Annotated in this window: 17 protein-coding genes; 2 read left to right on the top strand and 15 right to left on the bottom strand. The window is 38.7% G+C overall.

Translation table 11 applies throughout. The annotated features are described in order from the left end of the window. Positions 1–230: 230 nt before the first annotated feature. Both BZG42_RS04710 and BZG42_RS04705 read right to left on the bottom strand, forming a co-directional pair. A complete protein-coding gene (locus BZG42_RS04710; protein WP_155962947.1) occupies positions 231–437 on the bottom strand; it encodes a Blp family class II bacteriocin in 207 nt (68 codons plus the stop codon). Positions 438–452: 15 nt separating this feature from the next. Continuing rightward, the gene (locus BZG42_RS04705) at positions 453–707 is read right to left on the bottom strand and encodes a Blp family class II bacteriocin (RefSeq protein WP_155996441.1); all 255 of its coding nucleotides are present in this window, start codon (positions 705–707) and stop codon (positions 453–455) included. A 290-nt stretch (positions 708–997) separates the two neighbouring features. Here BZG42_RS04705 and BZG42_RS04700 point away from each other — a divergent pair, with 290 nt between their 5' ends. Further along, entirely contained in the window at positions 998–1,123 is a 126-nt protein-coding gene (locus BZG42_RS04700) for a ComC/BlpC family leader-containing pheromone/bacteriocin (RefSeq protein ID WP_079276156.1), read from the top strand. Positions 1,124–1,179: 56 nt separating this feature from the next. Here BZG42_RS04700 and BZG42_RS10095 read toward each other — a convergent pair whose 3' ends face one another. The 12 genes from BZG42_RS10095 to BZG42_RS04645 form a co-directional block, all read right to left on the bottom strand. Next, positions 1,180–1,623, bottom strand: a complete 444-nt coding sequence (locus BZG42_RS10095) for a GHKL domain-containing protein (protein ID WP_227985529.1) — start codon at positions 1,621–1,623, stop codon at positions 1,180–1,182. A 39-nt stretch (positions 1,624–1,662) separates the two neighbouring features. Further along, positions 1,663–2,520 (bottom strand): hypothetical protein, encoded by an 858-nt coding sequence (locus tag BZG42_RS10090; protein WP_227985528.1) that lies wholly within the window; start codon positions 2,518–2,520, stop codon positions 1,663–1,665. Positions 2,521–2,533: 13 nt separating this feature from the next. After that, on the bottom strand, positions 2,534–3,271 hold the full coding sequence (locus BZG42_RS04690; RefSeq protein WP_155996443.1) for a response regulator transcription factor: 738 nt from the start codon (positions 3,269–3,271) through the stop codon (positions 2,534–2,536). A 30-nt stretch (positions 3,272–3,301) separates the two neighbouring features. Continuing rightward, a complete protein-coding gene (locus tag BZG42_RS10265) occupies positions 3,302–3,412 on the bottom strand; it encodes a hypothetical protein (RefSeq protein WP_439709934.1) in 111 nt (36 codons plus the stop codon). A gap of 1,146 nt (positions 3,413–4,558) precedes the next feature. Beyond that, positions 4,559–6,628, bottom strand: coding sequence for a cell surface ecto-5'-nucleotidase Nt5e (gene nt5e / locus BZG42_RS04680; protein WP_155996445.1), 2,070 nt, complete (start codon positions 6,626–6,628; stop codon positions 4,559–4,561). Between the two features lie 132 nt (positions 6,629–6,760). Continuing rightward, entirely contained in the window at positions 6,761–8,029 is a 1,269-nt protein-coding gene (locus BZG42_RS04675) for a dihydroorotase (RefSeq protein ID WP_155996447.1), read from the bottom strand. A gap of 259 nt (positions 8,030–8,288) precedes the next feature. Beyond that, a complete protein-coding gene (locus BZG42_RS04670; RefSeq protein WP_155996449.1) occupies positions 8,289–8,942 on the bottom strand; it encodes a uracil-DNA glycosylase in 654 nt (217 codons plus the stop codon). Positions 8,943–8,952: 10 nt separating this feature from the next. After that, positions 8,953–9,882, bottom strand: coding sequence for a glycosyltransferase family 2 protein (locus tag BZG42_RS04665; protein ID WP_165436987.1), 930 nt, complete (start codon positions 9,880–9,882; stop codon positions 8,953–8,955). A 103-nt stretch (positions 9,883–9,985) separates the two neighbouring features. Beyond that, positions 9,986–10,618, bottom strand: coding sequence for an orotate phosphoribosyltransferase (gene pyrE / locus BZG42_RS04660; RefSeq protein WP_024532539.1), 633 nt, complete (start codon positions 10,616–10,618; stop codon positions 9,986–9,988). A gap of 140 nt (positions 10,619–10,758) precedes the next feature. Then, positions 10,759–11,472 carry an orotidine-5'-phosphate decarboxylase gene (gene pyrF, locus BZG42_RS04655; protein ID WP_155996451.1) on the bottom strand — a complete coding sequence of 238 codons (714 nt, stop codon included), beginning with the start codon at positions 11,470–11,472 and terminating at the stop codon, positions 10,759–10,761. Positions 11,473–11,647: 175 nt separating this feature from the next. After that, positions 11,648–12,583: a dihydroorotate dehydrogenase gene (locus BZG42_RS04650; RefSeq protein ID WP_120171630.1), complete on the bottom strand. Its 936-nt coding sequence runs from the start codon at positions 12,581–12,583 to the stop codon at positions 11,648–11,650. A gap of 9 nt (positions 12,584–12,592) precedes the next feature. Further along, a complete protein-coding gene (locus tag BZG42_RS04645; RefSeq protein WP_120171629.1) occupies positions 12,593–13,366 on the bottom strand; it encodes a dihydroorotate dehydrogenase electron transfer subunit in 774 nt (257 codons plus the stop codon). A gap of 208 nt (positions 13,367–13,574) precedes the next feature. On the opposite strand from BZG42_RS04645, the gene BZG42_RS04640 reads away from it, so the two are divergent. After that, positions 13,575–14,486 carry a LysR family transcriptional regulator gene (locus BZG42_RS04640; RefSeq protein ID WP_155962937.1) on the top strand — a complete coding sequence of 304 codons (912 nt, stop codon included), beginning with the start codon at positions 13,575–13,577 and terminating at the stop codon, positions 14,484–14,486. Positions 14,487–14,659: 173 nt separating this feature from the next. Here BZG42_RS04640 and BZG42_RS04635 read toward each other — a convergent pair whose 3' ends face one another. Continuing rightward, positions 14,660–14,848 (bottom strand): hypothetical protein, encoded by a 189-nt coding sequence (locus tag BZG42_RS04635; RefSeq protein ID WP_024532534.1) that lies wholly within the window; start codon positions 14,846–14,848, stop codon positions 14,660–14,662. Between the last annotated feature and the right edge of the window lie 513 nt (positions 14,849–15,361).

Genomic DNA, 15,361 nt, shown 5'->3' with positions numbered 1-15,361 from the left:
GTAACTATTGAAGTTTTATCGTCTTTTATAATGCCCTAAAACAAAAATTATCAAAGCAATGTACCCTATAAAAAGAAAAATCAATTTATCATAAATTAAAAATAAAATAAAGAAACTGTTCAACGTGGTAATCTCAACAATGCTGCTATTTTTATCAGAACCTTTTGTTGATAAATAGATCAGATAAACTTGAAAAATAAAAATAACTATAGGAAAAACATACTGCATGTTTACCCTCCTGCAGCTTTATAGGCAAGATAACCACAGACAGCTGCTCCTCCAATTCCTCCAATTATAGCTCCTGCAGGTCCTAATTTACTGCCAAATTTCACGCCGCCCGCTGCACAACCTAGAGCACCGACAACTGCTGCTCCCGCGGGATTACCACCACAGATTTCACTCAACTTAGTTTCCTCTATATCGTTATAAATCTTCATATAAGTCTCCCTCTATTAAAATCCGCCCGTTGCTCCTGTCGCCTCTGCCCATAGTGCTACACCAAATTTAGCTCCAATATAGCCACAAGCTGGCATTAGGGGAGCAGTTACTCCAAGAACTCCACAAACTGCTGATCCAAAGCCCCAGCCACTAACAGCTGCTGATCCGCCTTCCCAAACATTAGTCTGCCAGTTATTCTTACCTCCCTCAATACCAGAAAGTTCAAGCTCATTGATAGTAGTAAAATCATGTACAACTTGTGTATTCACAACGAAGACCTCCTATATGCTTTTTATTTTTGTCGGGTTGCAACCTTGACAAATTTAGTATACCACGTATTCAAAAAATTTTTGCTCCATTTCCTGAATGGTCATTTAACTTTCCTGAATGGTAATTTTTTTCGTTCAAAGCTTTAAAATGACCGTTTAGGAAGAGTTTGTGAAAATTATTTTTTTAACTTTACCATTTAGGACGTTTCGATGACCATTTAGGATTTGAAGAAAAGAATCATCTGTTTTTGTATACAATAAAATAAACAAATATGTAAGGAGGTCCAAAAATGGACAAAGAAAAACCATTCACTCAGTTTACCGAACTAACTGACTCAGAACTTAACCGTATCTCTGGTGGAGATTGGTGGGCTGATTTTCTCAAGAAAATTACAGTCTCTATAAATAAAAAATAAGTATAGAACTAATATAAAATGGTAGGTGTGAACTAACTCCCTATGCCTACTTATTTTTATTTATTCTTTCCAATTTCTAACATTTGACCAAAAACATGGCATTGACTTCTAGTATTAAGCGATACATTTGGATAACGTTCTATGATCTTCATCACATTATATAGACCAATCCCCCTGTCACTCCCCTTTGAACTATGACCAAAAGAATAAACTTCTGAAATATTGATTGTTTCCTCTTTAATCGAGTTTTCAATAATAAACATTTGCTTATCGCCTATATTTAAAAAGGCAACATTTACCTTTGGACTGCTAGTATCCACAGCAGCTTCTAAGGCATTATCAAAAAGAATAGATACAATCGTGATAAAATCAATCAACTCCATATCTTGGAGTTTAACAACCTCCGGCACTTCCAAGGTTACCGCCACATCATGTTCATCAGCTTGAATACTCTTAGCAGCTAGCAAACTCTTCAAGGCGGAATCTTGAATATTTATCAAACGACCAATGTCGTATTTTTGGTGTCTAAACTTTTTATGTTAATCCTTGAGTACGGAATCATATATCTCCTTAATTTGTGCCATATTATTTTCTTCAATACCCAAACGTAATGTCGTCAATAAATTGGTATAATCATGGCGAAAGCCTCTCACCTCGCGATAGAGCCCCTCTATGTGCTTGCTATATCTCTCTAAATCATTGAGTTGTAAACTCTGTTGAAAAGTCAGTTTGGCCTGTAATTTTTCCCTCAAGTGAGTATCAACTTGCTTGATCATTCCCATAAATAGTATCAAATAGATTACTAATATAAACTGGCGATAGCTTTGAGTAAGAACTGCATGCTCATACTCAAAGTAAGTCAATACTTGCATTAGCAAATAATAAATGACCATTGCACAATTGGCGACACATAATAGCTTTTTCTCTTTTAAATCAACCATCTCAGCTCTAAGTGCAACAAAATCATACCGAAGCCATTTAAGGAAAATAAGAGTTAATAAAATACTCAAAAAAAGAGAGAGAAAAGAGAACAGATTATCTTCTAATAGAACTTTGGGCTGTCCCCAAAAGGGAATAATAAAAAATACAATCAACCGATTAAAAATATCCCAGAAAGTAGGTGTAAAGAGACCATAGAAAATAAGTAGTGTTTTAGACTGTGGTTTCAGAAAGAACCAAGAGAATAAGAGACCATACAGAGGATCGTCGAAATAGTTAAAAAAACGACTTGATAAGACACTATTTAAGGTAGCTATTACAAATGCGACCAGCACTCTAAGAAAAAACGCCATTGAAATTGATTTAACAGTAAATCTTATATGGTTAATTTTGAAAAATAACCCTATCATCAAGCTATTAGATACAACAACTTCCATGATATACTGGATAACATTCATACATTCTCCTCACTCAGTGCAACTGGTCTATAGTCGCCAAAGTAACATCTAATTTTTTTCTTGCAACCAAACAATGTGTCCCATTGGGAAAATAAACAACTTTGGCTTGTCTATCTATTTTGATAACATTTGCAGGATTGATAAGAAACGAACGATGACACTGTACCAGTCTCTTTTCTTGCTTTAAAATATCTGATAAACTGGCGGTGAACTCCATACAATCAGTTCTTGTATAAAGGATAACCCTATGTGGTCTTGGAGACGTTTCAACATAGTAAACTTCATCAAATGGGTACTGAACTTGGGCATATTTAGATTTGAAATAGAAAGAATCCTCAGCTACTGTTTTACTATCTTTACTCACTGCATACAGTAAAGCTGTTTCTATGCGAGATTCAAATTCTCTCGTTGCTAGTTCCTTCTCAATATAATCTAATGCTGATACTTGATAACGAAAAGAGAGAGGCATAAATTCAGAATGCGTCGTCACAAAAATAATAATAGCATAAGGATCAATATCTCTGATTTGTTTAGCGACTTTAAGACCTTTAAGTTCTTCTGATCTTATCTCAATATCCAAAAAGAACAACTGGTGCGCCCCTTTCTCCTCCACTGAAGCAATCAACTGTTCGGGTTTCCCAGAAATTATAAGTTTTTTGGGCTCTATTTTATGTTTCTCCAAAAGATTGTTAAGCACTTTTTCAATCCTTGTTTGTTGTATAATATCATCTTCTAGTACAAATATATTCATCTTACCAATCTCCTTTATTCAGCTATCGTTCTAGTATCCGTTGGTGGCTACGTCTTGAAAAAACGACTTGATACTGTCCTTTCTCCTTAAGATAAATGGTTTTTCTTGAAAATTGACTGCCTTCATCTTTGAGATATTCACTAAACAATTTCTATGACATCTTAATAAGTCTTCGGGATATAGTTTTTCAATGTTTTATAATTGCTGCAGCAACTCATAGGTTTTCTCTTCGGTAATCATTTAAACATAGTGAGGTTTGATTGGACACGACATAATGGTTCGTAGTTTCTTGTTTTATTTGCACGATAATGGATTTCATTGGTATCTTCCTCTTGCCTTACCTGAGATACCACGAAATGGATATTTACGCTTTCTAAAATCCCAAACGGTCATCAGAATATCTTAAATGGTATTTGTTATACTATTTAGGAAAGTTAAATGACCATTCAGGAAACATCCTCTAGTTACCAGACCATATTTGATAAAATAGAGTCAAAAAACCTCTAGAAGGAAGAAGACAGTATGATTGAAATTTTTCCAAATTCCCTAACCAGTATATTCGTAACAACTGTCATTAAAGCCTATTTTCTCATCAAAAATATCCGGAAAAAGTCCAAATTATCCCTATACTATCATCCTTATAAATCTGATGTACCTACCACTTATTTTATCATAAAGTCAAGGCTTTTAACATCCGATCAGATGGCCTTCTACCTGCAAGATATACGAGCTCACTCCGATTTAGCGAACATTATCATCATCGGCAGTCATATCAACTATAAAGAACTTTTCAAAAATCATTATCGAGCATTTGGGGTTATAGACACAACTGAAAACAATTCACTAAAGATCATCCAGAAGCAAATTCACTTTTATTTAGACGGGCTATATAGTGTAGATGTATAGCCGGTTTGAACAATCTAATCTGACCTACGATCTTTAATTCTACAAGTATTGCTAGAGATTGCTGGTAAGCAGTTTATAGTTAATACAAATTGCCTTGTTTCCTCATATCTTGCCTCTCTATATTCTTCTAAGTTTATGCTATTAGTATTCCGCAGAACTTCTACAACTTTGTAAAGATGGATACAGTTATCTTAATAATTGGTAACTGTTATATTTATCTAGGTAACACATCATACCTAAATCATCCTTGGTTTCTTGACAAGATTTGTAACTGATAGTGAATACCTTTTTACAGAAAGGTACCCACAGCAAGATTACTGAAATAAAATGCCTCCTCAACAACAAAAAACAGAGCCCAAGGACTCTGTTTAAGATGATGATTTATTTGCTCTCTCTACGACGAACAGTTACAGCTAGACCAGCCAGACCGAAACCAAACAAGCTGAGTACCACATTGGATTGACTACTTGTATTTGGCAATGTCGTCGCTTTTGAGGTCTTAGCTGTACGTACTGTATCTGATTTTTTAGAAACCTTGGATTGATCATTCTTTTCAAGAATAGATACTGTTTCTACTTGATGAGGTACAGTGTCAGATTTATCTTCAGGTGTCACATCCGGATTAGAGGTAGGATTTTCAGGATCCGTATCTAATAACATTTCCATAAAATCTGGATAACCATCACCATCTGTGTCCAAACTCGAATTAACAGGTAGCAACCGAGAATATGGATTAACAACTTTATAAACTGATAAATCAGCAGTTTTCAAGTATTCTGCAAAAACACTGTCCATTGAAGGACCTTCTTCACGTGCACCACCAAGCATAGTATAACCATCACCACCAGCCGCAAGAAAATCATTTGTTGCTAGATAGTAAGTCTTTTGAAGATCTAATTCCTCGTACTTACCGGTTTCTGGATTGAGAATACCAATGATGAGGACACGGTCTTTAGCAGGAAGAGTTGGGTCATAAAATACTTGTGCACCGGAGATGTGAAGAAATCCACCGCTAGCTTCAAAAAGGGGCATGCCATTTTCATCCAGAATCATCTTACCTGTCTCTTTATCAACTTGCAGGGTAGATGACAAGGACTTGGTAAACATGTCTGCAATCTGCTGACCTGTCACTGTGATTTGTGAAATGATGTTTCCAAATGGCAAAACTGCAATGATATCACCTTTTGTAACTGGTAAATCCTTAGCGATTGTTGCACGGATGCCTCCACCATTGGTTACTGCAAGACTGGTCTTGTTTGAAAATCCTGTTTGACCATAAGCATAGATAGCATCTGCAATAGCACTTCCTAAGTTTGTTTCACGAACACGAACATTTGAACGATCACCATTCAATTCAACATTGTTCTTTTCAATCACTATTTGAGCATTGTCTGCTTCATATTTTGCCTTAATTTCTTCAACAAGCTTGGCAATGGCTTGATTTGGAGTGATATTTTTTGCATCATCGGCAGAAATCAAGCTCGCTTCTCCCAACAATTGTTGAGATCTTAGAGTTACTTTACCAATATTGTTCAGGTATGAACCGGTTTGGTTATAAGTAACATTCTTGCCATAGGTAGTTGCTTCAACTGTATGTGAGTGACCATCAATGACGATGACACGTTTACCTGCAAGTTTACTGTTTTCAGAAAGAGCCTGCGCTAATGTTGACCCCCTCCACTCAACAGGAGTTGTGGAATCTACACCTAAGTGAGCTAAAATGATATAGTTCTTATAAACACGATTATCTGCCAAAGCACGAGCTTCTACCTCATCAATCACTTTATTGACTTCTGTGATAGGATCGGTAAAGGTTACTCCTTCGACATTTTTGGGATGGGTCTTGGTCGCTGTTTCAGGAGTTGTTACACCGATAACAACAAATTCATCTCCTGCAACTGTCGGTGTTTTATCAATGATAGTTGAAGCTTCAAACACACGCGCACCATTTACATAAGTATTCGCACTCAACAACGGAAAGTTTAATGTTTCCTTGTACTTAATTGCTTGATCCATTCCAAAATCAAACTCGTGATTACCGACTACCATCGCATCGTAGCCGACTTGATTCATAATTTTGGCACGATCCTCGCCCTTAGTAGAATTTGAAATCGGTAGGCCTTGGAAAGCATCTCCTGCATCTACAACGATAGTATTTTTGACCTTGCTACGCTCCTCTTCAATGACAGCGGCAGCCTTTGCATCTCCAATAACTCCACGTTCTTCAAGAATACGTCCATGAACATCGTTTGTGTGGATAATAACACCTTCCACAGCTTCCTCTGCTACCGGGGTTGTTGCTTCTGCAGTGCTCGCGCTCGGGGCAGGGGTGGTAGCTTGATTAGCTTGAGGGGTCGTTGCGGTTTCGGCAGCTTGCACTTGCTGAGTCAAAATAAATGGTGACAACAGTAATGTGGACAATACCGGCAGTAGGAAATCTTTCTTTTTCATAAACCAACCTTCCTTTGGCATTATTGATAGATATATTATACACTTTTTATTCCTCAAAATCAAAACATTGAAATCGCTTACGGTTTAAAAAGGTTCGACAAAAGCGAATTAGTAATCTAATTCGCTCATTTTCTATTTTCCAAAAACAACCTGCCCATCCGCTATTGTATAGGAAACTTTTCCCTTCAAACAATCTCCAATAAATGGTGAATTGACTGCTTTTGAAGCAAAATCCGAAGCAACAATTCGTTCTGCATCTGGATCAAATATAACTAAATCTGCTGGTCCATTTTCAGCTAAATAACCCGCATCAAGACCGTATAGTTGAGCTGGATTGATGGTCATCTTCTCTAGTAGTTCCAAAAGCGTCAAGTGACCTTCTTCCACCAGATGGGTCAAGCCCAAAGAAAGGGAGGTTTCTAGTCCAGTCATACCAGAAGGTGCCTGCGTCACATCGGTTACACTTTTCTCATCAGCATGATGTGGTGCATGATCTGTTGCGATAACGGTAATGACTCCAGATTTTAACCCTTCTATAACAGCCAACCGATCACTTTCTAAGCGAAGAGGCGGATTCATTTTTGCGTTAGCCCCCTTAGTCAACAACAAATCTTCTGTTCTAGAAAAGTGTTGAGGTGCTACCTCTGCTGTTACATTAGCGCCAAGATGTTGGGCAAATTCCACTACTTTGACTGACTCAGCTTTCGATAAATGTTGGATATGAACCCGCGCACCCGTTTCATAAGCAATCATGGCATCTCGCGCTATCATACTATACTCTGCTACACCAGTCGCACCACATACATGAAAATGCTTGGCTGCCACTTGTTCGTTGAGTCCTAAAATACCATTCAAATCCGGATCTTCTTCATGAAGACTGATGATACAATTCTGCTCCTTGGCCAACTTCATAGCCTTTCTCACAACACCAGCATTTGTTAGTGGAATACCATCATCTGAAAATGCTACTGCTCCTGCTTCTAATAAGGCTGAAAAATCTGTTAAATTTTGTCCATCAAAACAATCTGTAATTGTCGCTACGCTATAGATGTGAATCGCTTCCTTCTGAGCTGAAGCCAGTACTTCTTGCAAGGTCTCAACGGTTGAAATGGTCGGATTGGTATTGGCCATCATGACAACTGAGGTAAAACCACCGGCTGCGGCAGCTAATGCCCCTGTATGAATATCCTCCTTGTGTGTCTGCCCCGGTTCCCGAAAGTGTACATGTACATCTACTAGACCCGGCGCAACTACTAATCCCGTCACATCCAGAACTTGTGCAAAATCACCTTCAATCTTCTCTGCTATCTTAATGATTTTTTTATTTTGAATTAAAATATCACAAACCTTGTCTAATCCAGACTTGGGATCCATCACCCGACCATTCTTTACTAAAAACATTTATGTTCTCCTTTGTTATTAAAATAAAAATCAGAAATAGCCACCTCAACAGCTACGAAACTGCCTAAAGCAAATCTAGTTAAAAATAAATGGAAGATACCAAATGAAAATCAAAACCAGATGAAGAAATAAAGCCACAAATAAAACTGAGCTTCGGAAAAGCTGGTTGACAAAGTATAGTTTCAATTTTACAGAGCCTGATTCTATGTTTCTAAATTCCTCAGAACCCGAGTTTAAAAATGAGGAATTAGGGCATTGATTATTTCAACCAATCAATACCAACTAACCCCTGAGCAATTAGAAAATCATTTGTCTGCGAGAAAGGCCGACTACCAAAGAAGCCACGATGGGCTGATAAGGGACTCGGGTGGGCTGACTCAAGAATCAAATGCTTGGGATTGGTAATTAAAGCTTTCTTTTTACGAGCATAGGAGCCCCATAGAATGTATACAACCGGCTGTTCTAGATGATTAACCACTTTTATAATTGCATCTGTGAAAGGCTCCCAAATCTGACCAGCATGTCCATTTGCTCGCCCTGCTGGCACAGTTAAACAAGCATTGAGCAAAAGGACACCTTGTTCAGCCCAAGAGGTCAAGTCATGTTCCTCCTTGATACCAATATCATTAGCTAGTTCCTTGAGAATATTTTGAAGAGATGGCGGCGCAGGAACCGTATTCGGTACTGAAAAAGACAAGCCTTGAGCCTGTTGTGGACCATGATAGGGATCCTGTCCCAAGATAACGACCTTAACCTTATCTAAAGCTGTAGTCTGAATAGCTGCAAAAACCTTCTCACGCGGTGGATAGACTATTCCACCAGCATAAACATAATCTAAAAATTGATTGATCTTTCCAAAATAATGCTCTGGCAACTGGGCCTTTATCAAGTCATGCCAAGCCGAATGTTTCATACTGTAACTCCTAATTAGAACTTTTTTCCTTAATGATATAAATCGGACGTTTTTTTGTTTCTAAGAATACTTTTGCCAAATATTTACCAAGGATACCAATCGTCATCAACTGCAATCCACCTAAAAAAAGGATAATACAAATGGTTGAAGGCCAGCCGATAGTTGCTTCTCCAAATACCAGAGTTTTAAAGACGATTAGAGCCATCAAAACAAGGGATAGTAGGAAAGTGAAAAAACCTGTGTAAGATGCGAGATTCAATGGTGTGTCCGAAAAATTGATAATCCCCTCAACAGAATAGGATAGCAACTTCCAAAAAGACCAGCTTGTGGCCCCAGCAACACGTTCCACATTTTTATAAGGTAGGTATTTCGTCTCAAAACCAATCCATGCAAAGATTCCCTTAGAGAAGCGATTGTACTCTGAGACTGATAAAATTGCATCCACCATCTGACGTCTCATCAGACGAAAATCACGAGCACCATCCACTACTTCCACCTGGCTAATCCTATTCATCAACTTGTAAAATAGCTTGGCAAAAAAACTACGAATCGGCGGCTCCCCATCTCTACTTACACGGCGGGTCCCCACACAATCCAAATCAGAATTGGCTTCAAGTAGCGCCTTCATCTCTATCAACATTTCCGGTGGGTCCTGAAGATCAACATCCATAACTGTTATCAAATCTCCTTGGGCTTCTTGTAAACCAGCATAGAGTGCAGCTTCTTTCCCAAAATTTCGTGAAAAGGAAAGATAGCGAACTTTTGTATCCTCAGTAGCCAACTGACGTAGAACCTTTAGAGTACCGTCTTTTGATCCATCGTTAACAAAAAGATACTCAAACTCTTCTTCCATCTCCCTACGGACTTTTTCCATGGCCTCGTAAAAATAAGGGATTACCTCTTCCTCATTAAAGCAAGGCACGATAACTGAAATCATGATTTTCTCCTCATACTGTCATTTTTGTACTTTAAAGTACTCAGTGACTATTATACCATTTTACAGAATTAGTTCCTAAAAATCGTACACCTTGAGGTTCTAGATTCTATTCTTCTTGCCAAGTTTCTTGATTTTGACGGAACTTTTTAAGCAAATTCAAGCCATCTGCATTGATATAACCTTGTACCTTAGCTACTTTGATGAGTTCCGAGTAATTGCTAAGTGTCACTAGCTTCACACCAGCATTATCAAAATTGCGCTCTGCACGTGGCAGTTCATAAGTGAAAATAGCAATTACACCTACCACATCTGCACCCTCACGTTCTGCGGCAGCAACTGCATCAAGAACCGAACCACCCGTAGAAATCAAATCCTCAATAATGACCATTTTTTGTCCCTTGACAATACGTCCTTCTAGCTGATTACCGGCTCCATGATCTTTGGGCTTGCTACGAATGTAGGTAAATGGTAAATTCATCCGATCAGCAATAATGGCTCCATGCGGAATCCCTGCTGTCGCTGTTCCCGCGATTACTTCAACTTCTGGAAATTCTTCTTCAATACGCTGAACAAACCCATCCTCAATCAGATTACGGGTCTCAGGATAAGAAAGCGTAATGCGATTGTCAGTATAAATTGGCGATTTGATCCCCGATGCCCATGTAAAAGGCTTTTCCGGACGCAGATGAACTGCCTTAATATCCAACAAGTGTGATGCGATTTCCGTTGCTAGTGTCATAATAGACCTCCTCATATAATGCGTGTTCTGTTTTTCCAAGCTTATCTCGCCAGATAACCTCATAAGTTCCATAGAATGCTTGATACGTGAGCCCGTATCAACTTTATAATGTGTAATTACTTAATATGTCTTTTCCCCTCTTACTGCCCCATCTTATCCACTTCTGTATTCCATTCTTTCTTGATGTCTAAATAGGCTTGATAAGGATTTTCTACTTTTGTAATAGGACGACCAACCACTATGTAATTACTACCAATACGTGCTGCATCTGCCGGTGTCATAACTCGCTTTTGATCTCCTACATCGCTACCTATCGGACGAATTCCCGGTGTCAGACAGATAAAATCTTGCTCAGTTGCCTGCTTAATCATAGCTACTTCCTGAGCTGAACAAACAACACCATCTAGCCCTGCTTGAGCTGCCTTTTTGGCATAATGAACCACTGCTTCTTGTAGACTAGTTTGGATGTTCTGGTCATTCCTCAGCTGCTCTTCCGATGTTGATGTCAACTGAGTAACTGCAATCAAGACTGCTTTTGTCCCCAAACCTCGTTTAGCAGCCTGCATCATTTCCACACCACCGGCCGCATGAACATTCGTCATATCAACACCCATTCCAGCTAGGACCCGCATTGCTGCCTCAACGGTATTTGGAATATCATGAAGTTTTAGGTCTAGAAAAATACTGTGACCACAACCTTTCAGATAGGCGATGATGTTTGGCCCTTCCGCGTAATACAATTCCATTCCCACCTTCACATAGAGCTTTTCCTGTGATGGAAACTGTTCAAGAAAAGACTTAACTTCTTCTCTACTAGCAAAATCTAAGGCAATGATTGGTCGTTTTTCTTTCATAAAATCCTTTCATCTACACAAAAACCCCTGCCAGATTGGACAGAGGTGGGTTACACGAAACCAGCCTGAGAACAGTGCCTCAAGCTTTTTTACATGACACCTTTTCAGCCTCTCTGGACTTAGTTAAAGGAGATATTTTCTTTTATCTTATTCTTTTATTCTATATTTGTCAATGCTAGCCCAAGCTGAGCTTGACCTCTTGGCGCAATTTTTCTAAGCTACTGATACCCAGATTATCCATACACTCTGGTAAGTCTTTAATAATCGTAGGACAGGCAAAGGGATTTGTAAAGTTTGCTGTACCAATACCGATTGCAGATGCACCAGCAATCATCATCTCTATCGCTTTATCTGCCGAATCAACTCCCCCCATACCGATAATCGGCAGGTTCGTCGTTTGAGCAACTTGACGAATGAGCTTCAAAGCAACTGGAAATATTGCAGGTCCAGACATACCACCTGTTCCGTTCGCCAGAATTGGCTGACGCGTTTTGAGATCAAACCGCATACCAACTAAAGTATTTATCATCGTCAGTCCACTAGCACCTGCATCTTCTGCTGCTTTGGCAAGCAAAGTAATATCAGCTACACTCGGTGTCAATTTGACAAAAACAGGAACGGACGAGGATGCGACCGCTGCTTTTACAGCAGCATATGCAAGCTCTGGAACCTGTCCGATGAGTAGCCCCTTGTTCCCGTGATCGACATTAGGACAGGAGATATTTAACTCAATGGCTTTTACATTTGAAGCTTTGGACAGCTTGCCAGAAACATAAGCATATTCTTCATTTGAAAAACCAGCTACATTGGCAATGATGGGTAGGCTTGGAAAGTTGCTCGCAAGCCATGGTAGTTTTTCAGATAAAACTACATCCACACCCGGATTTTGTAATCCAATGGCATTGAGCATTCCTGCTGGAGTCTCGGCAACCCGAGGAGTCATATTACCATAACGTGGGTGACGAGTCGTCGCCTTAATCATGATAGAACCAAGTTGATTTAGGTCGTAATAGCCTGCATATTCCTGACCAAAACCGAAACACCCCGAAGCAGGAATGATAGGATTTTTCAACTCTAATCCCGGCAATGAAATCGCTAGTCGTTTATTCATACCATTCTCCTATAAATTTAGACTGCCTGTTGCAAAGACTGGACCTTCTTTGCAAACCCGCTTATTTTCATGTTCTGGTCCCTGCTTGGGCTTGACAACACAGGCATAACAAGCCCCCATTCCACAAGCCATACGAGCTTCCAGAGAAACATAGGCATGTGGATGATCCTGAAAGCGTTGGTCAACATACTTCATCATAGCTGGTGCACCACAGGAATAGATTGCAGCAAATCCTTCAGATAGGTGATTAACAACCGAAGCAACATTCCCCTTTTTCCCGTAGGAACCATCATCCGTTGTAACATAGACCTGTCCATAGCGGCCTAATTTTTCTTCTAAAATAACTGCCTCTTTTGTGGCAAAACCAATGACTGACGTAACCTTTGCACCACGGTGAACGGCTCGCTTGGCTACTTCAATTAAGGGAGGCACTCCTATTCCTCCACCGATGAGGAGGATATGATCCCCTTCTTTGAGAAAATCGGTATCAAATCCCTTTCCGAGTGGTCCCATGACATCTAAATTCTGTCCTGAAACCATTTTTGAAAAAACATTTGTCCCTTGACCTTCAACTCGGTAGATAATACGACATTGTGAATTTTCTACATCAATCTCAGAAATCGAAATCGGCCTCCGCAAGAGCATAGAATCATCGGGAACACGTATATGGATAAATTGTCCCATTTTCATTTCTCGAACCATATTTCCTTTTAAGGTCATGGCAAATATCCGTGGTGCCAACTGAACTTGTTCCACAATCATCATCTGTTCTTTTAAAATCATCTTTTCTCCAATTCTATGTTGCACAGAAAACAAGAAAGTCAATGTAGAGAAAAAACCTTGCTAGCTAAGCAAGGTCACACGAAAAGAAGGCAATAATTGCCCCAATATTCACGTTCCCTTCTTCGCCTCTCTGGACTCAGTTAAAGGATATATTTTCAGCATTATACATTTTTTCAAATATTTTGTCAAATCATGATACAATAGAAATATGAGAATCCAACAATTATACTACATTATCAAGATTGCAGAAACAGGTAGCATGAACGAAGCGGCTAAGCAACTCTTTATCACCCAACCAAGCCTTTCCAATGCTGTTCGTGATTTGGAAAAAGAAATGAACATCAAGATTTTTTTCCGTAATTCCAAGGGCATTACTTTGACAAAGGATGGAATGGAGTTTCTTTCTTATGCTCGCCAAATCGTTGAACAGACTGAGCTTTTAGAAGATCGTTACAAAAATCCAACCGCCAAGCGTCAACTGTTTAGTGTATCATCTCAGCACTATGCATTCGTAGTCAATGCCTTCGTTTCTCTGCTAAAAGAGACGGAGATGGAAGATTATGAGCTATTTCTGAGAGAAACTAGGACCTGGGAAATCATTGATGACGTGAAGAACTTTCGTTCTGAGATTGGAGTTCTTTTTCTCAATCACTTCAACCGCGATGTCTTGCTAAAACTCCTAGATGACAATCGTCTTTCTTACACCCATCTCTTTACAGCCAGCCCCCATGTCTTCATCAGCAAGACCAATCCCCTTGCCTCAAAAAAATCTATCACACTGGATGAATTATCTGACTTCCCATATCTGAGCTACGAACAGGGGATTCATAACTCCTTCTACTTTGCTGAAGAAATTCTAGCCCAAGAACACCACAAAAAATCCATTGTTGTCTCTGACCGAGCTACTCTCTTCAACCTCCTCATTGGTCTAAATGGCTATACCATCGCTACCGGTATCCTAAACTCAAATCTAAACGGAGACAATATCGTCTCCATCCCTCTTGAATGTGACGATGAAATCGAATTAGTTTATATTCAGCATGAAAAATCCCTCCTATCGGACATGGGAGAAAAGTTCATCAACTACTTACTTGAAGAAGTAAAATTTGATGAAAAATAAAGGAATCATATATCAGTTTGCACTATAAATTCATAAAAGGCTTGGAATCACCTCTAAAAAATATTGATTCCAAGCCTTTTTGAAAAACTATTGACTATAGATGACCTTTCTGTCCAGTTCCTTTTGGTTTATTGAATAAATTCAGCTCATCAATAATTTGTAAACTGAATAAGTTAAAGCGAGGTCACACTCCTTTGTTTTACTTCTGTTAAAACATTTTTCCATTGCAAAAACAATTTAGCTCCCTTTTCAGAAATAATCAAGTCTTTCAATTCCGTAGTTGCCAACGTTTCTCCATTAGTGGTATCAAGAAATAGCTCATTACGATAAAACTGGCTATCAGATTCTCTTAGACTTTTCATGTGGTTTTGAGTTTCCAATGTAATAAATCAGTATAGTCAGTGAAGATATCGTCTATTGAAAGATTAACATCAGTTGATGGAAGATAATCTTTGTAAAACCTTAATTGCCCATCAACTTCATTTGAAAAATGGTTAGGCATAGTGACAGGCAAACAGTACAAAAAACTCTCTACAAATATGTGAAAAAGCCTATTTTTCTACTTTACAACTCACGCTTGATTACATAATCAGCGTGAGTTGTAAGCTGTGATTGTGTTCATACCAATCACTTCCTTTACTTTTATAATTCTATTATAGCATTTTAATATTTGCATAGTAGAACTTTACACTTTTGTTAAAAAAGTATTTGTCATTGCTACAATAGACTGAACACCTAAGAAGTACCAGAAGGTTAATAGCAAACCAATAGGTTATCAAGTCAGTCTCTCCGATGGATTTTATGATAAATGCACCAAATTTTAAAATGAAAGTTACACCTTCGACTTTGTTAGACCCCATCGCTCCTTTTACGCT

The sequence above is a fragment of the Streptococcus sp. DAT741 genome, assembly GCF_009866825.1.
GTDB classification, from domain to species: domain Bacteria; phylum Bacillota; class Bacilli; order Lactobacillales; family Streptococcaceae; genus Streptococcus; species Streptococcus ruminantium.
This window is presented reverse-complemented; position numbering and strand designations above follow the sequence as displayed.